Source organism: Paenibacillus jamilae, from assembly GCF_050482105.1.
Classification (GTDB): domain Bacteria; phylum Bacillota; class Bacilli; order Paenibacillales; family Paenibacillaceae; genus Paenibacillus; species Paenibacillus jamilae_B.
The window spans coordinates 40078-62249 of record NZ_JBCNHI010000017.1; the positions used below are offsets into that span (position 1 = coordinate 40078).

The window sequence follows — 22172 nt, forward strand, 5'->3', positions numbered from 1 at the left end:
CCGTCACATGAAACGTTCTATCATAACACCTCGGTAGGAAATTAAGCTCGAAAGCACCTACTGTCTACGGTAAGCATATTCAACTTTAACGGTCAGTCACAAGGACTCACAACTTTTACAGAATAACAAATTCAATTGAACCTGTCAATAAAAATATTATCTGTAAACAGATGCGTTCACACGTGCGCTTGGTCCCATAGTCGAAGAAATAGCGATGTTTTTCAGGTATACACCTTTAGCAGCCGCTGGTTTCGCACGGTTCAAGGCTTCAATCAAGGCTTTAAGGTTTTCGTTCAGTTGTTCAGCACTGAAAGATGCCTTGCCGATTGGTGCGTGAATTTGACCTGCTTTGTCGAGACGGTATTCGATTTTACCGGCTTTAATTTCTTGAACAGCCTTGGCAACGTCGAAAGTAACTGTGCCTGCTTTAGGGTTAGGCATCAAACCTTTACCACCGAGCAAACGACCCAGTTTACCAACCTCACTCATCATATCAGGTGTCGCAACGCAGACGTCGAATTCGAACCAGCCTTGTTGGATTTTGTTGATCATGTCTTGATCGCCAACAAAATCAGCGCCAGCCGCTTCCGCTTCTTTCACTTTGTCACCTTTTGCAAATACCAGAACGCGTTGTGTTTTACCCGTACCATGTGGCAGGACAACAACACCACGAACAGCCTGGTCTTGTTTACGAGCATCTACGCCCAGACGAACTGCAGCTTCAACGGTTTCGTCGAATTTAGCAGTTGCAGCCTTTTTCACCAGTTCAACGGCTTCCAAAGGCTCATAAGTTGCTTCGCTGTCAATCAGCTTAGCAGCTTCCAGGTATTTTTTACCATGTTTAGCCATTATCTTTTCCTCCTTATGTGGTATTAGCGGATATTCCTCCCACACTTGCCGGACAGTCAAGCTGCCGGCACACGTAGATTAATAAAATTAATCTACGATGGTGATACCCATGCTGCGAGCAGTACCTTCAACCATACGCATTGCCGATTCTACGGAAGCTGCGTTAAGGTCAGGCATTTTTTGTTCTGCAATTTGACGAACAGCAGCGCGATTTACAGTTGCAACTTTCGTTTTATTCGGTTCACCGGAACCTTTTTCGATTTTAGCAGCAACTTTCAACAGAACAGCAGCCGGTGGAGTTTTGGTGATGAACGTAAAAGAACGATCTTCAAATACCGAAATTTCAACCGGAATAATCAGGCCTGCTTGATCAGCAGTACGAGCATTGAACTCTTTACAGAATGCCATAATGTTGACACCTGCTTGACCCAAAGCTGGACCTACTGGAGGCGCTGGATTAGCTTTCCCTGCAGGAATCTGCAGTTTTACCATTTTAATTACCTTTTTTGCCATGGATGACACCTCCTTGACTCAATAGTGGTAGACGGACCTATCGATCCTCCCACAAGAAACCTGTAAGAAAAATCTATATTTTCTCCACTTGAGTATAATCCAACTCAAGCGGGGTTTCCCGTCCAAACATGTTGACGTGAACCTTAAGCTTGCTCTTCTCAACCAAAATTTCTTCCACGGAGCCCACAAAATTCGCAAAAGGACCAACTTTAATTCGCACGGATTCCTTAACATCGAATTCAATCTTCGGTTTCGGCTCTACCATGCCCATATGCTTCAGAATCTGTTCAACTTCTTCCGGAAGCAAAGGCGTCGGCTTGGAACCCGAGCCTGTCGACCCTACAAATCCCGTAACACCTGGTGTGTTGCGTACAACATACCAAGAATCATCGGTTTGGACCATTTCGACCAAGACATAACCAGGGTAGACTTTACGCATAACGGTTTTTTTCTTACCGTCCTTGGTTACCAGTTCTTCTTCCATAGGAACAAGAACACGGAATATCTTGTCTTCCATGCCCATGGACTCAACGCGTTTTTCCAAATTGGCTTTGACTTTGTTCTCATACCCTGAATAGGTATGAACGACGTACCATCTTTTTTCCATATCAAGCCACCTGGAACCCTTCCTAGATAATCGCTTCGATCACAGCGGAAATGCCGATATCGAGAACCCAAAAATAAATCGTGACGAACGCAATCGTCCCTACGACAATCAGCGTATAGTTGGTCAGTTCTTTACGATTGGGCCAGCGAACTTTCTTGAGTTCAGCCCAGCTTTCAGAGAAAAAGGAAAACAGAGACTTGAAACTGCGTTTCACGCCGACTACACCTCCAAAAACTATCTGGTTTCCCGATGAGAAGTCTGTTCGTTACAGGACTTACAGAATTTCTTCATCTCCATGCGGTCGGGGTGATTACGCTTGTTTTTCGTCGTTGTGTAATTTCTTTGTTTGCAATTTGTACAAGCCAAAGTAATAATTACCCGCATGATGTGCACCTCCCGAAGACATCCAACACCGGAAGTCTCATAATTGATCCTAAAAAAAACCGCGAATTTAGGCCTACCTAAAACACTTTATCACACGGGGTTTTCCATGTCAACGAATGTTTGCATACATTTCGCAGTCTCGGTTGTGGTGCATTTTAACATCTGTCCATCCTTTGAAGCTGTTCTCTGAAATACTGCTTCATAATCAAAGCGATATCTATTATTCATCTTTTTTAGTATAAATCATTTACAACACTTATAAACCTGCACAGCTTACCCAAAACGAATAAAAAAAGACTCAAACTCGAGCCTTTTCCATGTCAGCCTCTACTGTCAACTATCCCTTACTTCCAGATACTTTTCAAGTTTACGCTTGACCCGTTGCAGCGCGTTATCAATGGATTTTACATGGCGGTCCAGGTCTTCAGCAATCTCCTGATACGAACGACCGTCCAGATACAACATAAGTACCTTACGTTCTAGCTCGCTCAGAATCTCAGACATTTTGTCCTCAAGACCCACAAACTCTTCCTGATTGATAATCAGCTCTTCAGGGTCACTTACTTGTGTCCCGCAAATCACATCGAGCAATGTCCGGTCTGACTCTTCATCATAGATGGGCTTGTCCAGAGATACGTAAGAGTTCAGAGGAATGTGCTTTTGTCGTGTAGCCGTCTTAATTGCCGTAATAATCTGTCGTGTTATACACAACTCGGCGAAAGCCTTGAACGAAGCAAGCTTGTCTCCCTTAAAATCACGGATGGATTTGTAGAGACCAATCATGCCCTCCTGAATAATATCCTCGCGATCAGCACCAATCAGGAAGTAGGATCTGGCCTTGGCCCGCACAAAGTTCCGATATTTGTTAATCAGAAACTCCAGCGCTTCCCCATCACCTTCATGGACTGCTCCGACAATGTCTTCATCATTTTTGTAATCAAACTTTGACAACATGATATCCTTGAGGTCCACACTCACTAACAATCCCTCCGGCTGCAACGCAAGGTACCCGTTACTCTCTCAAATATACGACAAGTATACGCGATGTAACCTGATACCGTCAACCACAACAACCTAAAAAAGAAGAGCGCTAACAAAATTGTCAATGGTTTCAAAATGGAGAGTATCCCAATTACTGGATCACTCTCTTCTCCATCGTTCGAACAGCTTTCGAAGCTCTGGACTCAGCTTGGCATCCAGCGAATTTCGGGACAATTTGGCGTTATCCTGCTGAATTCGCTTCTGGACTTCTCTTTCAGATTCCTCAATCTCGATCAGCAATTCTCGTGCCGATACCCTGAGTGCTCCCTGACCAAAGGCAACATGCTGTTCTACCTGATCACTTGTCGCTACGTAAATACTTCTCCTCTTGCTGCTCAACTCACGAACCAATCGCTCGATGCACTCGTCAGCTGTCTCTTTTTCTCTCGTAAAATAAATCTGGACTTTGCTCTGGGCAAAGGTCTTACCTAATCCTGGCACCCTGTAAGCATCAAATACGACGATGACTCTTCTGCCGGAATACGCCTGATGATCCGCCAGTCGTTCTAGCAGTCTGTCCCTCGCTTCCTGCATACCAGATTGTACCAGTGCGGAAAGTTCGGGCCAGGCTCCAATCATGTTGTAACCGTCCACAAGCAGAACATCCCGCGTGTCAGCCATATCGTCAGCCCCGTGCCTGTCGTCCGCGCAAGACTTCGTACATAACGACACCTGCAGCTACAGAAGCATTGAGGGAATTAATTTGTCCCGCCATTGGCAGCTTGACGAGTACATCACATTTTTCACGGATCAAACGGCCCATTCCTTTATTTTCGTTACCAATGACAATCGCTACGGGACCCGTGAATACTCCATTCCCAAAGACAGGATCGGTCGCCGTAACATCCGTGCCAACTACCCATACACCTTCTTCTTTAAGACGGTCAATGGTTTGTCCGAGATTGCTTACCCGTGCCACCGGCACATACTCTACAGCACCTGCTGATGTTTTAGACACCGTTGCAGTCACTGCGGCTGAACGCCTTTTGGGTACTATAATACCATGTGCTCCGGTGCAATCTGCTGTACGAAGGATGGAGCCCAAGTTATGAGGGTCTTCAATCTCATCCAGCAAAATCAAAAACGGCTCTTCTCCCTTAGCACGAGCACTAGCAAGCAAGTCCTCTACTTCAGCGTAGGCAAAAGGTGCAGCTTGCGCAACCACTCCCTGATGCTGAATGCCTGGAACCATTTGATCAAGCTTACGCTTGTCCACCTGCAAAACAATGATTCCTGCTTTTTTCGCCTCAGCCGTAATCGGCAGTGTCAAATGCTTTTGTGCATTATCCGCAATCCATATTTTATTTATCGTCCTACCCGAACGCAGCGCCTCTATTACCGAGTGTTTACCGGCAATCCATTCATCTTCCATCTCTAGCTTCCTCCCGGGAAACGGTCGATTCTCAACCTATCCAATCCGTTCCCAATTTATGATTTTTCGGTATTTTCCATTTGTGCAATTCCGTACGTAACCAACTCTCTCAATCTGTCCAAATGTCCATCACAATAAAGATAACCAATCAACCCTTCCAGTGCCGTGGCGTGTCGATACTCAAGCACATCAGCATTTTTGGGCAGGCTCCCTGATTTGGCATTTCTCCCTTGTCGGACAATATCACGCTCTTCATCCGTCAGCACTGTTTCTAGCAGCCCCAACATACGGCTCTGTGCTTTGGCGGAGACAAGCCTTGTAGCTCGTCGATGTAAATGATTGGGACGCAGGTTGAGCTGTGCCAACAGATATTGCCGGACAGCCACCTCATACACTGCATCACCAATGTAAGCTAACGCAATGGGGGGCATCAAGCGAGCCGGCTTGGACGCAGGATACGGAAACCAGTTTCCTGCGCCTTCCACAGCTCCTGAGTTCAGTGGGTTATCACTCATTTCCGCCGCCACCGCATCCCCTGCGCCGTGTCTTCCAGCACAATGCCCTTAGCAGCTAATAGATCGCGGATTTCGTCAGCTCTCCCCCAGTTTTTCGTTTTACGAGCTTCGACACGTTCTGCAATTAACTGCTCAATTTCGTCATCCAGCAGTTCTTCACTCGGCTCTGAATAAATGCGAAGTACACTATTCATCGAGTGGAAGGTTTGCAATACAGCCTGTAGTTCCGCCTGACTGACAACATCACGCTGCAACAACAGATTGGCTTCGCTAACCCACTCGAATACCGCAGTAATCGCATCAGGTGTATTAAAATCATCATTCATTTTTTCCTCGAATTGCTGCAATATCCCGTCAAGCTTCATTTGCAGCTCAGCAGATACTTCTCCGTTACCTTTTAAAGCAATGGCTAAACGATGCTTTACGTTGGCAACTGCATTAGCTATCCGTTCGACACTATTCTCCGCCTGACTCATCGTCTCTTGGTTGTAGTTTAAAGGATTGCGGTAATGTGTCGACAGCATAAAATAACGTAAAGCCTCAGGCTTGTGGTGAGCCCGCAGATCTTTAACCAGAATACCGTTACCGAGTGATTTCGACATTTTTTCATTATCTATGCGAATATATCCGTTATGCATCCAATAGCGTGATAATGGTTTACCTGTGACGACTTCGGATTGTGCGCATTCACATTCATGATGCGGAAATTGCAAATCCTGTCCGCCTCCATGAATGTCCAATGTATCCCCCAAATAGTGACGAGCCATAGCAGAGCATTCGATATGCCAGCCTGGGCGTCCATCCCCCCAAGGACTTGACCAGTAAATTTCTCCCGGTTTGGCCGCTTTCCAGAGCACAAAATCCTCGGCATTCTCCTTGCGTTCATCCACATTGATGCGAATCCCAAACTGGAGCTCCTCCAAATTTTGACCTGACAGCTGTCCGTAGTCTTTGAACTTTTTGGTACGGTAGAAGACATCACCAGCATTCTCATAGGCATAGCCTTTGTCTACCAGATCCTTGATAAAATCAATAATCAGATCCATACTCTCGGTTACACGGGGATTTATGCTAGCAGCAGGAACATTTAATCCTGCTAAATCCTCATGATAGGCACCAATAAATTTCTCAGCAACTGCCGGAACCTCCATATCAAGTTCCCGAGCTTTGCGGATCAACTTATCATCGACGTCCGTAAAATTCACCACATAGTTTACATCGTAGCCCAAATACTCCAAGTAGCTGCGTACCACGTCAAACACAATTACAGGTCGAGCATTACCAATATGAATGTAATCATACACTGTCGGTCCACATACATACATTTTAACCTTTCCAGGCTCCAGTGGCACAAAAGGCTCCCGGCTCCTCGTCATTGTATTATAAATTTGAAGCGGCATCGTTATGTTCCTCCCTCATGAAAATTATCCTTGTAATTTATTCTCTTGGGTCACCTGATGTTTTTGAGCAGATTGAATATCCTTCAAATCAGACAATTCTGCTCGTAATCGTTCTATCTCCAATTGAAGAGCCCGTATAGAATCGACGACCGGATCAGGCAGCTGGTGACTAAGTCGATCTGGACGTCTGCCATCCTGTCTGACCACTCGTCCCGGGATGCCCACTACCGTACTGTTTGGCGGAACTTCTTTCAACACCACCGAGTTGGAGCCAATGTTGGATTGCGCTCCAATCGTAAATGAACCCAATATTTTTGCACCGGAGCCTATAACGACATTATTCCCAATGGTGGGGTGGCGCTTCCCTTTCTCTTTTCCAGTCCCTCCGAGGGTAACCCCCTGATACAACACGACATCGTCGCCAATTTCACAGGTCTCACCAATGACAATCCCCATGCCATGGTCAATGAACAACCGATTTCCGATACGAGCGCCAGGATGAATCTCAATTCCTGTCATAAACCTCGATACCTGAGATATAACACGGGCTAGAGTGCACCACTTTCGCAAATAAAACCAGTGTGCGATTCGGTGTGCCCAAAGGGCATGAACGCCAGAATACGTAAAAATGACTTCCAGCTTACTCCGGGCGGCCGGATCATTATCCAAAACAGTTTGAATATCGGATTTGAAATGTCTGAACATGTCGCCCTCCTATTCCCTCCATATCCTTGCCGCATCACACTTCACATTTCGCCAATTCTCGTAGTCACCAGCAATCTTCGACATTTTTCAGCCTACAGCGACTCTAAATCTGATAAAAATGAAAAAGCGCCTCCGCAGCCTAAGCTGCAGAGACGCATATACGTGGTCCCACTCTGCTTCGAACATATCTACTGCATAAAAAGCAGACAAGTCCGTCTTTGGCGTCCTGTAACGGGAACGAATCGGCATGCCCTTGCCACATCAGCACTTGAGGCTAATGAGGGTTCGGGCGCACGGCTCCCAGGCGCATTTCCTCCGCAGGCCACCTAGACGGCTCCCAGCCCGGGGTTTCCCCACGGCCGTCCTCTCTGGTAGATGCCCTTATGCAGTGTACTTCTCCTGTTCGCAGCCTTTACACGTAAGTATCAATCCATATCAATGGAGTCATTATAGCGAAAAGACAACAAATTGACAAGAAATATCAGCCTTTAATTTGTGCCTTAAGACGGTCCAATACCTTGTCACGCCCAAGTAAGTAGATCGTTTCGTTCAGATCCCGCCCATGAGTTTGACCTGTAAGGGCCACACGAATCGGCATAAACAGTTGTTTTCCCTTAAAGCCAGTTTCCTTTTGGACTTCCTTGATCAGCTTGGCCATTTGTGGAGCTGTAAATTCCTCGCTCGTTTCAACCTTAGCTGCAAAGGCTCTAAGCACATCAGGAACCTGCTCTTCGGCCAGAACAGCCGCCGCATCGGCGTCCAACTCCAGATGTGAGCGGAAAAACAACTCAGACAACGCCACAATATCAGACGCTGAAGTCATTTGTTCTTGGTATAAGCGGACAAGAGCTTTAGCCCAATCCTGTTGTTCAGCCGATAAATCATTCGGCAACAGCCCTGCTGCCTGCAAATGTGGAATTGCCATGCTGGCAATCCGCTCAGGATCAGCCTTTTTAATATAATGATTGTTCAGATAAGCAAGCTTGTTCGTATCAAATACAGCTGGGCTTTTGGACAAACGATTCGGATCGAAAATAGAAATCAGTTGTTCCCGATCATAGATCTCTTCCTCGCCTTCTGGAGACCAGCCCAACAGTGCAATAAAGTTGAAAATAGCTTCCGGCAGATAGCCTAGCTTATCGTACTGCTCCATGAACTGAATAATGGATTCATTTCGTTTACTGAGCTTTTTATGATCCTCGCCTACGATCAGCGTCATATGACCAAAGCGTGGCGGCTCCCAGCCGAGAGCTTCAAAAATCATCAGTTGTCGCGGTGTATTGGACACATGATCTTCGCCGCGCAGTACATGCGATATTTTCATCAAATAGTCGTCAACTGCTACCGCGAAGTTATATGTCGGAATACCGTCTTTTTTGACGATAACAAAATCGCCGCTTTCCTTGGAATTGAACGTAATTTGACCTTTAACCATATCATCAAACGTATATTCACGATCCTCTGGCACGCGAAAACGAATACTTGGTACACGGCCCTCTACTTCAAAAGCTTGGCACTGTTCTTCTGTTAAATCGCGATGTTTGCCTGAATAACGCGGAGTCTCCCCACGCGCCATCTGTTCTTCTCGCTCTCGCTCCAGCTCTTCTTCCGTGCAGTAACAACGGTAGGCCAGACCACGATCCAGCAAATCCTGCCAGTATGTTTTGTAAATGTCCAAGCGTTCAGTCTGGCGATAAGGTCCAAACTCGCCGCCCACATCTATACTTTCATCCCAATCCATGCCCAACCATTTCAAATATTTAAGCTGGCTTTCTTCTCCGCCCTCAATATTGCGCTTCACATCTGTATCTTCGATGCGAATAATAAATTTTCCGCCTTGATTGCGGGCAAACAAATAATTAAATAATGCCGTTCTGGCATTTCCAATATGCAGATGCCCTGTAGGACTTGGTGCATAGCGTACACGAACTTCCGTGCTCATATAATCTCCTCCAAATAGAATTACTCAAGATGATAGCATTTACTTGATTAGACAGACAACCGATTGAGCCGCAATTCCCTCGCCCCGCCCGGTAAACCCGAGCTGCTCCGTCGTCGTCGCCTTGACATTTACCTGGGACGACTCCTCTGCTTCCAGTACTCGGGCGATAATTTCATTCATCTGCGGGATGTATGAAATCATCTTGGGCTTCTGCGCAATGATCGTAGAATCGATGTTCCCCAATCGATATCCCCGCTCTTTAGCCAGCCCCCACACATGCTCCAGTAGCTTAAGACTATCCGCGTCCTTAAATTCAGGGTCGTTATCTGGAAAATGCTTTCCGATGTCTCCCAAGCCAAGCGCGCCCAGGATCGCATCGCTAATGGCATGCAGCAGCACGTCTGCATCGGAATGACCCAGTAAACCTTTTTCATACGGAATATTTACGCCTCCGATGATGCATGGCCTTCCTTCCACCAGCTGATGGACGTCAAATCCTTGCCCCACTCTGATCATTTATATCCTCTCCCTCTGTCTTTACCCATAACGCCGCCATCTCCAAATCCTCAGGCGTAGTAATTTTGATGTTCTTGTAGCTGCCTTGAACGACAGTAACCGGAATGCCTATCCGCTCCACCAGCATAGAATCATCTGTCCCTAAAAATCCTGCCTGCTCCGCTTCCTCATAGGCCCGCAGCAGATCGGAAAGACGAAAAGTCTGTGGCGTTTGAATACTCCACAGACTTCGGCGATCCGGCGTTGCTGTAATGATACCATCTCCGTTCACTTGCTTGATTGTATCCTTCACAGGTACTGCCGCAACAGAAGCACCCGCACGCTGAGCAGCCTCCAGGCATGAACGTACAAGCTCAGGCTGAATCAATGGACGCACGCCATCATGCACCATCACCCAATCTGTTTGCAAGTGGCGCAAACCGCGATAAACCGAATGCTGGCGTTCACTGCCACCAGCCACCACCCGTACATTTTTACCGATCTTGTATTGATGAATCCAGTCTCTGCAGCGTTCCACATCTCCAGCGCCAGTAACCATCACCATTTCATCCACTTCGGGCATTGCTGCGAATATTTCAAGTGTATGTATGAAGATGGGCTTGTCCCGCAAAAGCAGAAATTGCTTGCTCTCCTGCGTTCCCATACGGGAGCCGCGCCCGGCCGCCACAATCACGACTCCTACCTGATTGTTCATTCAAATAACTCCTGCCCTGATCGCACTTGGACGATCCGTATGATAACACATCTACTTCATCATACCTCGTTTATTGAGCTTTTTCCAATAATTTCGGTTTGGCAAAGATCATGCGGCCCGCAGAGGTCTGAAGTACGCTTGTGACCAGCACTTCCATGAGAGAGCCAATATAGTCACGTCCACCCTCGACGACAATCATCGTACCATCATCCAGATAGGCTACACCCTGCCCATGCTCCTTACCGTCCTTGATAATCTGCACCATAATCTCCTCACCGGGCAGTACTACAGGCTTCACTGCGTTCGCCAAATCATTAATGTTCAGCACAGACACACCTTGAAGTTCACATACTTTATTCAGATTAAAATCATTAGTTACAACCTTACCCTGCAACACCTTTGCAAGCTTAACCAGCTTACTGTCGACCTCTGAGATTTCCTCAAAATCTCCCTCATAAATCAGCACATTCACATCTAGCTCTTTTTGGATTTTATTCAATATATCCAGGCCCCGCCGCCCACGGTTACGCTTAAGTAAATCTGAAGAATCTGCGATATGCTGAAGCTCCTCCAACACAAATTCAGGAATCACAATAGTTCCCTCGATAAACCCTGTCTTGCAAATATCCGCAATACGTCCATCTATAATAACGCTGGTGTCCAAAATTTTATGCTCCTCCAGCTTGCGTTCCTCAATATCCGTTCCCCGACCAAAAAAGCCTGAACTCCAAAAGGATGACAACTCGTCCCGCTTTTCTAGCCCAACCATCAATCCCACATATCCGCATAGCAAGGTAACCGCGGTCTGGATAAGTAAACCAGGTGCTCCCAACCCTGAAAGGAGTGGGTAAACTGCTAAGGAAAGGATCAACCCTACCGCTAACCCCATCACACCTGCCATCATCTCATTCATCGGAATTCGTACCAGGCCTTCAATCCCCTTCTGCAATCGATTCGCTACGGTTGCCCCTGCGAATGAGCAGCCAACTATAAACAGCACCGCTCCCGCAATCATCCAAACAGCCATTCCTGGTAAAGAACCATCACTCAACCATTGTGGCATCCACGATACAAAGCCTCCTATCCGCTGGTATAACGTATAGCCAAACCACGCGCCGCACAATCCTGTAAAAGTTAAAATAGCCTTTCTCCACATCGAGTCTCTATACCTCCTTTATTTTCTTTTCAATAGACTGCTATTTATTGGATACATAGCACTTCCCTTACCAGTATGATCCATTTTCCACATAACTAACCCTGTGTTTTCACTTTTTATCCATAAAAAAAAGCATTTATCTCCCTGAATAAATCGAGGAAATAAATGCTTATTCTAATTCTAATCTGGCACTAACGCTGTGAATGACGATATTGGTCGTCCTGTTCTTCCTGGTTAGTACGATCCCGTTCACGCCCACGTCTGCGCGATAGCTTCCGAATGTTCAGCTTCATACCGTACAATGCATACAGCACCAGCGGGACAAAAATCAGCTTCGACAACTGGTCAGGGAATTTCACAGCCAGAACCACCGCTGCAAGTACGACCCATGGAGCAACCCAGATCGCTTTCTTCGGAAGGCCTACCTTTTTGAAATTCGGATATCTCATGGAGCTAACCATCAAATAAGATACCAACAACATGGCGATCGACATGTATAACAATGAAATCTCGTTATGGAATAAGGACAACGTGGCTAATACGCCACCTGCTGCCGGAATGGGCAAACCTGTAAAATAACCTGGTACACCAGGACGTACGTTAAAACGAGCCAATCGCAATGCTCCACACATCGGAAAAATGGCTGTAACTGTCCAGGCTAGAGCCGAATTCGCATCATGAAAAGCAACCATGTACATAATAACTGCAGGAGCAACGCCAAAAGATATCATATCTGATAAGGAGTCCAGTTCTTTACCGAATTCGCTCTGGGCATTCAGGGCCCGGGCCATCCTTCCATCCAGTCCGTCCAACAACATGGCGACAATGACCATAATAGCGGCAAGACTGTATTTTCCGTCTACGGCCAATAAAATGGCGATCATTCCGAGAAACAAGTTACCCAAGGTACACATGTTCGGAATTGATTTGGTAATCATCTCTTCACCTCAATGTATGAATTGTTCCATTATAATCCTTTCACTGTATTACATTTACATTTGTCTGTCAATGAAAACTTGTTCCTGCAATCGTTTAAGGCCTTCTTTTATCGTACGCGCTCGCACCTCTCCAATACCATCCACTTCATCCAATTCTTCAATCGTTGCTGTTATGACATGTGGAAAACGTCCAAAACGTTCCACCAGGTTATGGATAATTACATTTGGCAAACGAGGGATTTTGTTCAGCACCCGATAGCCGCGTGCAGCAATATATTCTTCTGAGGTCGCTGCTGAAGAAGGGTAGCCTAATAAACGCACAATATGATTCGCATCCAGTAATTCGTCATCCGTAGAACGCTTGAGCCCTAATATAATTTCACGAATCTTCTCGTCGCTGTCGTCTTTGGCATAATCCTTATACAGCAACCAAGCCTCTTCCTCAATATTGCTGACAAGCTCCTCCATCTGCATGCTAATCAGCCTGCCCTCATTTCCAAGCTCGTTAATAAATCGTTTGATCTCCATTTTGATACGCAGCACCATTTCAATCCGTTGAATGACATTAACGACCTCAGGCATGGTAACCAGCTCTTCGAACTCAGATGCAGTTAAATTGGTTGAGGCTTGCCCCAACACGGATCTATACTTCTCCAACGTCTGAATAGCCTGATTAGCTTTCGTTAAAATAACTCCGATTTCCTTGAGCGCATATCGTAAAGTCCCCTGATACAACGTAATAATATTACGACGCTGGGAAATAGACACAACCAGTTTGCCAGTCTGCTTCGCCACTCTTTCCGCCGTCCGGTGCCGAATCCCTGTTTCTATGGACGAAATGGAGGAGTCAGGAATCAATTGCGTATTAGCATATAAAATTCGTTTTAAATCCTCGCTCAATATGATTGCGCCGTCCATTTTCGCCAGCTCATACAAATAGTTCGGTGAAAAATCACAATTAATAGAGAAACCGCCGTCCACGACTTCCATTACTTCCGGGCTATAGCCAACGACCAGAAGAGCACCCGTTTTGGCACGCAAAACGTTTTCCAATCCGTCGCGAAAGGGAGTTCCCGGTGCCACAAGCCGCAGCAAATCATTCATTTTATCCAGTTGGCTCGCTTCCTTCATTCTCAATGCCCCCTAATCTAATGCAGCTGCCAGTGCATCTGCCACCGTTCCAACTCCTATAATTTGTATCCCTTTCGGATGTGTCCAGCCCTTCAAGCTTTTCTCGGGCATGATCACCCGCTTGAAACCTAATTTCTCCGCTTCTCGCACTCGTTGTTCGGCTCGGGATACAGCGCGCACTTCACCTGTCAGTCCCACCTCACCAAAAATTACATCGTACGGCTTGGTAGCAGCATCCCTAAAGCTGGAAGCAATGCTCACCGCTATAGCTAAATCCACCGCCGGTTCGTCCAGTTTTACGCCTCCGGCAACGTTGAGATAAGCGTCCTGGTTTTGTAGAAACATGCCCATCCGCTTTTCTAGGACGGCAATGATTAATCCCATCCGATGATGGTCGATCCCCGTACCCATTCGGCGTGGAGATGGGAAATGCGTAGCCGCAATGAGTGCTTGCAGTTCAACCAACACTGGTCGGGTTCCCTCCATACTGGCAACCACAGTGGAACCAGCCACTCCCAGTGGCCGTTCGGACAGGAAAAGCTCAGAAGGATTCGCAACCTCACGCAAACCGCTTTCGGCCATTTCAAAAATGCCAATTTCATTCGTCGAACCGAAGCGGTTCTTAACCGCACGCAACAGCCGATACGTATGATGGCGCTCTCCCTCAAAATAAAGCACACAATCGACCATATGCTCCAACAACCGAGGACCTGCAATAGCGCCTTCCTTGGTCACATGTCCTACCAGTACTGTTGCAATGCCTAATCCCTTGGCGATTCGCATAAATCGTGAAGTACACTCGCGCACTTGCGCTACACTACCAGGCGCACTTGTCACTTCAGGCAAATATACAGTCTGTATCGAGTCGATGACCAAAAACTCTGGCTTCAAGCTGTCCACCGCTTCTTCAATCGTCTCCAAATTTGTCTCACATAATACGTACAGATTGGGAGACAAGGCACCGAGTCGATCTGCACGTAACTTCGTTTGGCGAACTGATTCCTCACCAGACACGTATAGTACCTTTAATCCAGTTAACGCCAGCTCGTTAGAGGTTTGCAGCATGAGCGTAGACTTACCGATGCCCGGATCACCACCCACTAGAATAAGTGAGCCTGGCACCACACCTCCACCGAGTACACGATTTAATTCACCAATACCCGTCAAAATTCGTGCTTCTCTGCCACTCTCCACTTCAATAATAGGAAGCGGTTTGTCTTTTGTGCTATGAGTAAGAAGGGAAGATCCCATTCCTTGAGTTTTTACAACGCTTTCCGTTTCTTCAACCATGGAATTCCATGCCTGGCATCCAGGACATTTTCCGTACCATTTGGGCGATTCATAGCCACATTCTGTACAGGAAAATTTAGTTTTCACTTTAGCCATACTTTATTCCCTGGCTCCTTCTTGACGACGATGATGTCAAATTTATTTCACACAGCACCTGAAAGAGCTGTAACAATAAAAGTTTACCATTGAAGCTTGGCGGACGTAAAGCAATATCACAAACTTTCCCAAAGCTTTTACTCTGCCCTTTCACAGTCTTCTACGCACAAAAAGGGTGCCTTCGCAATAGCTTTCCAGCCTGCGAGACACCCTTTTCTAATGTTTTATTTACTAAACTGCTTTAGGACTTCGCGGATACATTATCCTTTTTTGTTACTGTCAATGCACCGTTCTCCTCATCAATGTAGAGAGAATCGCCTTTAGAAATGTTTCCAGTCAACAATTCCTCGGACAGGCGATCTTCAATATGCTTCTGGATTGCACGACGCAATGGACGCGCACCATACGCTGGATCGAAGCCTTCCTTGGCAAGGAAATTTTTGGCCTTGTCTGTCAACTCGAAGTCCACCTCATACTCATTCAGACGCTTACGCAGTTCCTCAGACATGAGTGAAACAATTTCGGCAATATGTTTTTCTTCGAGAGAATGGAAAACGATAATTTCATCTATCCGGTTCAAGAACTCAGGACGGAAGCTTTTCTTCAGCTCATCCATCACTTTGCCCTTCATGTTATCGTAATCCGCCCCAGCGTCCACCACAGCCGTAAAGCCAAGCGTGGAGTTACGTTTAATCGCCTGTGCACCAACGTTAGAAGTTAGGATGATCAGTGTGTTGCGGAAGTCAACAACACGACCTTTGGAATCCGTCAGACGTCCATCCTCCAACACTTGCAGCAGAATATTAAACACTTCTGGGTGTGCCTTTTCAATTTCATCCAGCAGCACAACAGAGTAAGGCTTACGACGTACCTTCTCAGTCAGTTGACCGCCTTCTTCATATCCAACGTACCCTGGAGGCGCTCCTACCAGACGGGATGTGGAGTGCTTCTCCATATATTCGGACATATCAATACGGATGACCGCATTTTCATCACCAAACATAGATTCGGCCAAGGCGCGTGCCAGCTCTGTTTTACCAACCCCAGTTGGGCCAAGGAAAATAAAAGAGCCAATTGGACGCTTCGGATCTTTCAGACCAGCACGTGCACGGCGAATCGCCCGGCTTACTGCCTTAACAGCTTCGTCCTGCCCAATCACCCGTTCATGCAACAGTTGTTCCATATTCAGCAAACGATGTGTTTCTTCCTCTTTCAGCTTGCTGACTGGAACACCAGTCCAGATGGCTACAACCTGAGCGATATCCTCTGGTGTAACTTCGGAATCTGTACGCCCTTGTTGTTCTTTCCATTGATTCTTCGTGACATCCAGCTCTTCACGGATTTTTTGCTCTGTATCACGCAGCGCAGCTGCCTTTTCAAACTCCTGGCTTTGTACCGCCGAATCTTTTTCCTTGCGGATATCTTCAAGACGGTTTTCCAGCTGTTTCAGATTTGGCGGTACTGTATACGAATTCAGCCTTACCTTGGAACCTGCTTCGTCAATAAGGTCAATAGCCTTATCCGGTAGGAAGCGATCCGTAATATAACGATCTGACAATCTTACCGCAGCTTCAATAGCCTCATCAGTAATTTTCACGCGGTGATGCGCTTCGTAACGGTCGCGCAGACCGTACAAGATTTGAATTGCTTCTTCTGGAGATGGCTGATCCACTGTAATAGGTTGAAAACGGCGCTCCAAAGCAGCATCTTTCTCAATATATTTGCGATATTCATCCAGCGTAGTGGCACCGATGCATTGTAGCTCGCCACGTGCCAGCGCAGGTTTCAGGATGTTGGACGCATCAATTGCGCCTTCCGCTCCACCAGCGCCAATCAGCGTATGCAGCTCGTCAATGAACAATACGATATTTCCGGCTTGACGAATCTCGTCCATAATCTTCTTCAAACGATCCTCAAATTCACCACGATACTTCGTTCCTGCTACTACAGAGCCCATATCGAGTGTCATTACGCGTTTATCGCGCAACGTTTCGGGAATCTCATTCGCTATGATTTTTTGTGCCAATCCTTCGGCAATCGCTGTTTTACCTACCCCAGGTTCACCGATTAATACAGGATTGTTCTTTGTACGACGGCTGAGCACTTGAATAACACGCTCAATTTCCTTGCTACGCCCAATAACGGGGTCCAGGTTATTTTCTTTCGCAGAAGCTGTCAGATCGCGTGCCAGACTGTCCAGAGTTGGCGTACTGACATTAGCTGGAGCACCGTGATGGCTGGAAACTGCCTCGCTGCTGCCGAGCAATTGAAGCACTTGCTGACGAGCTTTATTCAGACTAATACCCAGGTTGTTCAGCACTCGTGCTGCTACGCCTTCACCTTCACGAATAAGACCTAGCAAAATATGCTCGGTACCTACATAGGTATGACCCAGTTTACGTGCTTCATCCATAGATAGCTCAATAACTTTCTTGGCACGTGGAGTATAGGCAATGTTCGTCGGTTGCTCTTGACCACGTCCAATCAGTGTTTCCACTTCATCCTGGATTTTTTCCAGTCCCAGTCCCAAACCGATTAAGGCTTTCGCTGCTATTCCTTCGCCTTCACGAATGAGGCCTAGCAAAATGTGCTCTGTGCCAATGTTGTTGTGTCCCAATCGAACAGCTTCTTCCTGAGCCAAGGCGAGCACTTTCTGTGCACGTTCCGTAAATCTTCCAAACATCATATATCCTGCACCTCCACAATGTGTATTTCAGTTCAATCTATATATTAAAGGGTTGTGCCTAATTTTTGCCGGATCAGCTTCGCCCGGTACATATCGCGCTCACCGGTATTCATTCTATCCCCGAAGCTTTTTTGTAAAAAGCCGGGTTGCGTCATCACATTAAGCTCATTCATCGCCGCAATGGAAGGACGCTCCAAAATCCCTAAATCTACACCAAGACGTACATCAGACAGCCGCTGTGCGGCCTCTTTGGAATCCAAAACTGCTGCGTATGACAAAATACCGAATGAACGCATCACCCGATCTGTAATCCGCAGCATAGATTCATTCATCAATCGTTCTCTGGCAGAACGCTCATGCTCTATAATTTGCAGCACCACGCCATGTAGATTCTCGATAATTTCCGCTTCGGTTTGTCCCAGTGTAATCTGGTTAGATACCTGAAACAAATTTCCGACCGCTTCGCTGCCTTCACCATAAATACCGCGAACCGTAAGACCTACCTGTGAAACAGCGGACAATATACGATTGATTTGATGAGTCATAACCAATGCGGGCAAATGCATCATCACGGAAGCTCTCATACCTGTGCCGACATTCGTCGGGCAACTGGTCAGGAAACCTCTCCGATCATCAAATGCATAATCAACATGCGCTTCAAATGCATCATCAATGACCATAGCGCGTTCCCATGCTTCTCTAACCTGACATCCCGGATATAAGCACTGAATACGCAGATGATCCTCTTCATTTATCATAACACTAACTGATTCATCATCACTAATCAACACAGCACCGTTGCGAGATTCGTTCGCCAAATTAGGACTGATCAAGTGCTTCTCAACCAGTACCTGCTTGTCGATCTCATCCAACTCGGATATTTTCAAGGTATGAAAAGTACCAAAACGACCCAAATCATCATACTGAAGGATATCCGTTAAGCGTTGAAGCACTTCCTCCGACTGCTGATTGGTAGCAAGCATGGGAAAAGGCAGATGCTGCAAGTTACGCGCAATTCTTACCCGGCTACTAATGACAATCTCCGAATCCGCAGCATCACCACGCATCCAATCACTTAGCGGCTTTTCCGTAAATCGGATATTGGGCATCACGCATTCCCTCCTACTCTTCACAAACTTTACTCTTCAGTCATTTCTTTTTCAAGCTTTCTGATTTGATCTCTAAGCTCAGCAGCTGATTCGAATTCTTCCTGGACAATGTGTTGTTGCATCTCTTTTTTCAAATCATCAATTTGCCGTTTAACCTTTAGTCGGCCTCCAGTACGGACTGGAACTTTACCAACATGACTCGTACTGCCATGCACACGCTTGAACAGAGGGTCCAGGCGACTATCAAAATACTGATAGCAAGATGGACATCCAAACCGTCCCAGCTTACTAAACTGTGTATAGGTCATACCGCAGTCCTTGCATTGCAGATTTTGTGGAACACTGTGACCTGAAGCCTGGCTTTTTGTACTGGAGTCAAAATCCAACATCCCCGACAACAGGCTATGAATTGAAAAGCCATTAGGTGTCCCAGGGATCATCTCCCCTTTTTCCTTCGCACATGTCTCACAAATATGAAACTCTGTCTTTTCGCCATTCACAATTTTGGTGAAATGCAAAGTTGCCGGCCGCATGTTACATTCTTGGCACAGCATAAAAGCACCTCCTTCAACGTCTGGACTTTTACAAATCCCTACATCTGAATTGCAAATCTCTATTCACTGATTGATGGATACTGGCTATTTGGCCGCCAGCAACGAGATCAGCATAGCCTTAAGCAATCTTGCTCGCAGTTGGTCACGATAGGGAAGCTTCAGCAATAATGTATCCCTAGATAAAGCAGCCTTTATTAGACCAGCTTCCCTTTTGCTTAAAAAATGAGCTTCCTCTAACTGATAAATCAGTCCTTCTGCTGCCGATTGGCTAATTTCCTCCCCGATACTCTGATGTAGATGTGTATGGATCGCATGCTGTGCAGGTAATTGAATTCGCTGAATTCGAATATAGCCTCCACCACCACGTTTGCTTTCCACCACATACCCTTTTTCCAGCGTAAACCGGGTACTAATTACATAATTAATTTGCGACGGCACGCAGGAAAAGCGGTCAGCCAGATCATTACGCTGAATCTCCACTAAACCTTGGGGACTTTCCAGCAGCATGCTCTTCAAATATTGTTCAATAATGTCGGAAACATTGCGCATTTCATCATCCTCCACTAACGGAAACGCAAGTATTCAAGTACATTTCACGCTCCACAGAGTCCGCCGTATATTGAACTTAACCAAACGGTAACGTCACGAATCTAAGCTGCATTCAGGTTGTTACCTGTTCTACATCCATTAGAATTTGTACCGTTTCGTTTCTAGTGTGACCTTTATTTGCGCCAAATCATACACTTCTCTTCTATTGATAAGAAGTAGATCCTAACTATACGCAAATTATGTCGGTATTTTTGTACTTCTTTGTTGTCAGACTGTTTTATACGGCCATTCCAACAACATAATACTTCAGTAGAGCCACACTAGTTCTGATTGACTTTGACTTTCTTTGACTATATTCGTATTATAGCACAAATTTCATTTTTGCCAAGGGGTCAATACCATTTTTCGCAATCTAATTATGTTTTATACCATAGAACAAAAAACTCTTCCCATTCTGGAAAGAGCTTTGAGTAATAATGATAAACCACACTGATTTATCCAAAAAGAGTTGGACATTAAAATGGACTAATTAACCTTTATCAGAAAAAATCCAATAAAAACGTTTGTTTTATCGGTATTACACGTTTAAGTGCAGTCACAGACTTACTGCTTCCTTCAATACGCCCCCAATTATACAGATCATCAGCCTGCTGATAGCCAAGCATTAGAGTGGTCAATGACTGAATTCCCAGTTCCAAGTCAGCTACTGTGGCATGGTCAGGTAAATCACTTGTATCCACTCTGTCTAAATGTCCATGCCCTTCCGCAGTAATCGTTAGTCTCCATACTCCTTCATTCCAAGGAGCATACCGATCTGTCAGATGAAAGGTCAAACTTGTTTCCTCTCCAATCTGCTCAAAAGGGTATCTTTGTACAAAAGCAGCTACATCCACAATTCGTCCCATAAAATAAGGCACTGTTTCCTGTTGAATTCGCGGATCGTCGAGCAAAAAGGGCAGATTGTCATCTGCTGGAATGTAAATAAACTCTCCTTGGGTTATCATCGAGTCATGATTTGCAAAATAAGTCCACAAAGCCCGACGCGCCGTCTCACTTTCATATACCAACTCATCACAATTTAACTGCTTATCTTCTATTTTATATAGTGCATATCCCTGAGGATCGCCTGCATCCGTGTAATATACTACAGTTTGATAATTCTCATTTAAAATCCGTTCCTGCCACCATTCCTTATCTCGTACCAGCGTACCATTGTAACGTGAAGCATACGATTGATACACTTGGTCCAATTCTGAAATATTTTTGACATCCCGTTTGACTACACCTTCTGTTTTAAGTTTAGCAGGGAATTTATCAATTGGAATGACGTATTTTTTGTACTCAGTATACGTTTCCCATCCAAACTTACGATAGAAGGCAAAAGAGAATGGATGCAGGAAGGAAAGGCTCTGTCCTGCATTCTTCATCTGTTCAAGCGCATGCGTCAACAAACGTGAAACCATACCTCCGCGACGCTTTTCCGGCCAAGTTGCTACACCAGCAATGCCCCCCATATCAAAAACCTGACCATGTATGTATACCTGTAGCGGTAGCAAAGTCAGTTTAGCGTTCAAGTCAGGTCCGTCGAAGACCCCCCACGTCTGCTCTGGTTTGAATTTCTTCTTAGCTTTCTCCAGATCCTCCGGGGACATTGTAAACTGAAAAGCATACTGGGATAATTCTATAGCAGCTTCAAATTCCTCACGTTGTAATTGTCTGATCTTCATAACTTGTCACCTCGCTCGTATACTTGGGCCTAAAAAATAATTACGCACTTAAAGTGTCGCAAAGCCCCTTCTCTCTGTCAACCTTGGAAGCAGATGTCTATCCACAAAATGCATAAAAAAAAGGATGATGACCTCTATGAGGCTATCATCCTTTTTTACTTTTGCTTGGCGGCGTCCTACTCTCCCAGGACCCTGCGGTCCAAGTACCATCGGCGCTGGAGGGCTTAACGGTCGTGTTCGGGATGGGTACGTGTGGAACCCCTCCGCTATCGCCACCAAACATGTATTTGATTCACAAATACTTTACTCAGGAACAGCATCGCCAAATGCTGTGTGTTCGCTTGCCTCATATAAACTACTCGAACTTATACGGTGCAATGCTTACACCCTGAAAACTG

Annotated in this window: 23 protein-coding genes, 1 rRNA gene and 1 other annotated feature (1 of these 25 running past the window's edge); all 24 genes read right to left on the reverse strand. The window is 45.9% G+C overall.

Annotated elements, in window-relative coordinates; all coding sequences use genetic code 11:
• Positions 1–88 (reverse strand) — a sequence feature (ribosomal protein L10 leader region) (it extends 64 nt beyond the left edge of the window).
• Positions 89–156: 68 nt separating this feature from the next.
• The 24 genes from rplA to rrf all read right to left on the reverse strand — a co-directional run bounded on the left by rplA (position 157) and on the right by rrf (position 22054).
• Positions 157–849, reverse strand: coding sequence for a 50S ribosomal protein L1 (rplA, locus tag ABEW32_RS15145; RefSeq protein ID WP_063211173.1), 693 nt, complete (start codon positions 847–849; stop codon positions 157–159).
• An 87-nt stretch (positions 850–936) separates the two neighbouring features.
• Positions 937–1362 (reverse strand): 50S ribosomal protein L11, encoded by a 426-nt coding sequence (rplK, locus tag ABEW32_RS15150; RefSeq protein WP_007432595.1) that lies wholly within the window; start codon positions 1360–1362, stop codon positions 937–939.
• A gap of 73 nt (positions 1363–1435) precedes the next feature.
• The gene (gene nusG / locus ABEW32_RS15155; RefSeq protein WP_007432596.1) at positions 1436–1969 is read right to left on the reverse strand and encodes a transcription termination/antitermination protein NusG; all 534 of its coding nucleotides are present in this window, start codon (positions 1967–1969) and stop codon (positions 1436–1438) included.
• 22 nt (positions 1970–1991) lie between these two features.
• Positions 1992–2183 (reverse strand): preprotein translocase subunit SecE, encoded by a 192-nt coding sequence (gene secE, locus ABEW32_RS15160; protein WP_063211175.1) that lies wholly within the window; start codon positions 2181–2183, stop codon positions 1992–1994.
• A gap of 20 nt (positions 2184–2203) precedes the next feature.
• On the reverse strand, positions 2204–2353 hold the full coding sequence (gene rpmG / locus ABEW32_RS15165; protein WP_013373278.1) for a 50S ribosomal protein L33: 150 nt from the start codon (positions 2351–2353) through the stop codon (positions 2204–2206).
• A 333-nt stretch (positions 2354–2686) separates the two neighbouring features.
• On the reverse strand, positions 2687–3331 hold the full coding sequence (sigH, locus tag ABEW32_RS15170) for an RNA polymerase sporulation sigma factor SigH (protein WP_016324748.1): 645 nt from the start codon (positions 3329–3331) through the stop codon (positions 2687–2689).
• Between the two features lie 162 nt (positions 3332–3493).
• Positions 3494–4015, reverse strand: coding sequence for an NYN domain-containing protein (locus ABEW32_RS15175; protein ID WP_013373280.1), 522 nt, complete (start codon positions 4013–4015; stop codon positions 3494–3496).
• Positions 4016–4019: 4 nt separating this feature from the next.
• Positions 4020–4766, reverse strand: a complete 747-nt coding sequence (rlmB, locus tag ABEW32_RS15180) for a 23S rRNA (guanosine(2251)-2'-O)-methyltransferase RlmB (protein ID WP_430188844.1) — start codon at positions 4764–4766, stop codon at positions 4020–4022.
• Between the two features lie 56 nt (positions 4767–4822).
• Positions 4823–5281, reverse strand: coding sequence for a Mini-ribonuclease 3 (locus tag ABEW32_RS15185; protein WP_430188847.1), 459 nt, complete (start codon positions 5279–5281; stop codon positions 4823–4825).
• Positions 5278–6681, reverse strand: coding sequence for a cysteine--tRNA ligase (gene cysS, locus ABEW32_RS15190; protein ID WP_430188849.1), 1404 nt, complete (start codon positions 6679–6681; stop codon positions 5278–5280). The genes ABEW32_RS15185 and cysS overlap by 4 nt, the downstream gene beginning before the upstream one ends.
• Before the next feature lie 24 nt (positions 6682–6705).
• Positions 6706–7386 carry a serine O-acetyltransferase gene (gene cysE / locus ABEW32_RS15195; RefSeq protein WP_430188852.1) on the reverse strand — a complete coding sequence of 227 codons (681 nt, stop codon included), beginning with the start codon at positions 7384–7386 and terminating at the stop codon, positions 6706–6708.
• Positions 7387–7867: 481 nt separating this feature from the next.
• Complete coding sequence (gltX, locus tag ABEW32_RS15200) at positions 7868–9328, reverse strand: glutamate--tRNA ligase (RefSeq protein WP_430188855.1); 1461 nt, start codon at positions 9326–9328, stop codon at positions 7868–7870.
• A gap of 39 nt (positions 9329–9367) precedes the next feature.
• A complete protein-coding gene (gene ispF / locus ABEW32_RS15205) occupies positions 9368–9844 on the reverse strand; it encodes a 2-C-methyl-D-erythritol 2,4-cyclodiphosphate synthase (protein WP_430188858.1) in 477 nt (158 codons plus the stop codon).
• Positions 9819–10538, reverse strand: coding sequence for a 2-C-methyl-D-erythritol 4-phosphate cytidylyltransferase (ispD, locus tag ABEW32_RS15210; protein WP_430188860.1), 720 nt, complete (start codon positions 10536–10538; stop codon positions 9819–9821). The genes ispF and ispD overlap by 26 nt, the downstream gene beginning before the upstream one ends.
• A gap of 70 nt (positions 10539–10608) precedes the next feature.
• On the reverse strand, positions 10609–11694 hold the full coding sequence (locus ABEW32_RS15215) for a PIN/TRAM domain-containing protein (RefSeq protein ID WP_430188863.1): 1086 nt from the start codon (positions 11692–11694) through the stop codon (positions 10609–10611).
• 191 nt (positions 11695–11885) lie between these two features.
• Positions 11886–12632: a CDP-diacylglycerol--serine O-phosphatidyltransferase gene (gene pssA, locus ABEW32_RS15220; protein WP_430188865.1), complete on the reverse strand. Its 747-nt coding sequence runs from the start codon at positions 12630–12632 to the stop codon at positions 11886–11888.
• A 54-nt stretch (positions 12633–12686) separates the two neighbouring features.
• Positions 12687–13763: a DNA integrity scanning diadenylate cyclase DisA gene (gene disA, locus ABEW32_RS15225; RefSeq protein ID WP_430188868.1), complete on the reverse strand. Its 1077-nt coding sequence runs from the start codon at positions 13761–13763 to the stop codon at positions 12687–12689.
• Between the two features lie 12 nt (positions 13764–13775).
• On the reverse strand, positions 13776–15149 hold the full coding sequence (gene radA, locus ABEW32_RS15230) for a DNA repair protein RadA (protein WP_430188871.1): 1374 nt from the start codon (positions 15147–15149) through the stop codon (positions 13776–13778).
• Positions 15150–15390: 241 nt separating this feature from the next.
• The gene (clpC, locus tag ABEW32_RS15235) at positions 15391–17835 is read right to left on the reverse strand and encodes an ATP-dependent protease ATP-binding subunit ClpC (RefSeq protein ID WP_016818634.1); all 2445 of its coding nucleotides are present in this window, start codon (positions 17833–17835) and stop codon (positions 15391–15393) included.
• Positions 17836–17879: 44 nt separating this feature from the next.
• Positions 17880–18944: a protein-arginine kinase McsB gene (gene mcsB, locus ABEW32_RS15240; RefSeq protein ID WP_430188875.1), complete on the reverse strand. Its 1065-nt coding sequence runs from the start codon at positions 18942–18944 to the stop codon at positions 17880–17882.
• Between the two features lie 29 nt (positions 18945–18973).
• Positions 18974–19498, reverse strand: coding sequence for a protein-arginine kinase activator protein McsA (gene mcsA, locus ABEW32_RS15245; RefSeq protein ID WP_430188878.1), 525 nt, complete (start codon positions 19496–19498; stop codon positions 18974–18976).
• Positions 19499–19582: 84 nt separating this feature from the next.
• Positions 19583–20047: a CtsR family transcriptional regulator gene (locus ABEW32_RS15250; RefSeq protein WP_016818631.1), complete on the reverse strand. Its 465-nt coding sequence runs from the start codon at positions 20045–20047 to the stop codon at positions 19583–19585.
• A 539-nt stretch (positions 20048–20586) separates the two neighbouring features.
• Complete coding sequence (locus ABEW32_RS15255) at positions 20587–21774, reverse strand: GNAT family N-acetyltransferase (RefSeq protein ID WP_430188881.1); 1188 nt, start codon at positions 21772–21774, stop codon at positions 20587–20589.
• A 163-nt stretch (positions 21775–21937) separates the two neighbouring features.
• Positions 21938–22054: ribosomal RNA gene (gene rrf, locus ABEW32_RS15260) — 5S ribosomal RNA — on the reverse strand.
• Positions 22055–22172: the final 118 nt, after the last annotated feature.

Excerpts from the sequence above, each read along its gene's own strand:
- rplA (WP_063211173.1), bottom strand. The coding sequence starts at position 849 with ATGGCTAAACATGGTAAAAAATACCTGGAAGCTGCTAAGCTGATTGAC.
- rplK (WP_007432595.1), bottom strand. The coding sequence starts at position 1,362 with ATGGCAAAAAAGGTAATTAAAATGGTAAAACTGCAGATTCCTGCAGGG.
- nusG (WP_007432596.1), bottom strand. The coding sequence starts at position 1,969 with ATGGAAAAAAGATGGTACGTCGTTCATACCTATTCAGGGTATGAGAAC.
- rpmG (WP_013373278.1), bottom strand. The coding sequence starts at position 2,353 with ATGCGGGTAATTATTACTTTGGCTTGTACAAATTGCAAACAAAGAAAT.
- ABEW32_RS15175 (WP_013373280.1), bottom strand. The coding sequence starts at position 4,015 with ATGGCTGACACGCGGGATGTTCTGCTTGTGGACGGTTACAACATGATT.
- rlmB (WP_430188844.1), bottom strand. The coding sequence starts at position 4,766 with ATGGAAGATGAATGGATTGCCGGTAAACACTCGGTAATAGAGGCGCTG.
- ABEW32_RS15185 (WP_430188847.1), bottom strand. The coding sequence starts at position 5,281 with ATGAGTGATAACCCACTGAACTCAGGAGCTGTGGAAGGCGCAGGAAAC.
- cysS (WP_430188849.1), bottom strand. The coding sequence starts at position 6,681 with ATGCCGCTTCAAATTTATAATACAATGACGAGGAGCCGGGAGCCTTTT.
- cysE (WP_430188852.1), bottom strand. The coding sequence starts at position 7,386 with ATGTTCAGACATTTCAAATCCGATATTCAAACTGTTTTGGATAATGAT.
- gltX (WP_430188855.1), bottom strand. The coding sequence starts at position 9,328 with ATGAGCACGGAAGTTCGTGTACGCTATGCACCAAGTCCTACAGGGCAT.
- ispF (WP_430188858.1), bottom strand. The coding sequence starts at position 9,844 with ATGATCAGAGTGGGGCAAGGATTTGACGTCCATCAGCTGGTGGAAGGA.
- ispD (WP_430188860.1), bottom strand. The coding sequence starts at position 10,538 with ATGAACAATCAGGTAGGAGTCGTGATTGTGGCGGCCGGGCGCGGCTCC.
- ABEW32_RS15215 (WP_430188863.1), bottom strand. The coding sequence starts at position 11,694 with ATGTGGAGAAAGGCTATTTTAACTTTTACAGGATTGTGCGGCGCGTGG.
- pssA (WP_430188865.1), bottom strand. The coding sequence starts at position 12,632 with ATGATTACCAAATCAATTCCGAACATGTGTACCTTGGGTAACTTGTTT.
- disA (WP_430188868.1), bottom strand. The coding sequence starts at position 13,763 with ATGAAGGAAGCGAGCCAACTGGATAAAATGAATGATTTGCTGCGGCTT.
- radA (WP_430188871.1), bottom strand. The coding sequence starts at position 15,149 with ATGGCTAAAGTGAAAACTAAATTTTCCTGTACAGAATGTGGCTATGAA.
- clpC (WP_016818634.1), bottom strand. The coding sequence starts at position 17,835 with ATGATGTTTGGAAGATTTACGGAACGTGCACAGAAAGTGCTCGCCTTG.
- mcsB (WP_430188875.1), bottom strand. The coding sequence starts at position 18,944 with ATGCCCAATATCCGATTTACGGAAAAGCCGCTAAGTGATTGGATGCGT.
- mcsA (WP_430188878.1), bottom strand. The coding sequence starts at position 19,498 with ATGCTGTGCCAAGAATGTAACATGCGGCCGGCAACTTTGCATTTCACC.
- ABEW32_RS15250 (WP_016818631.1), bottom strand. The coding sequence starts at position 20,047 with ATGCGCAATGTTTCCGACATTATTGAACAATATTTGAAGAGCATGCTG.
- ABEW32_RS15255 (WP_430188881.1), bottom strand. The coding sequence starts at position 21,774 with ATGAAGATCAGACAATTACAACGTGAGGAATTTGAAGCTGCTATAGAA.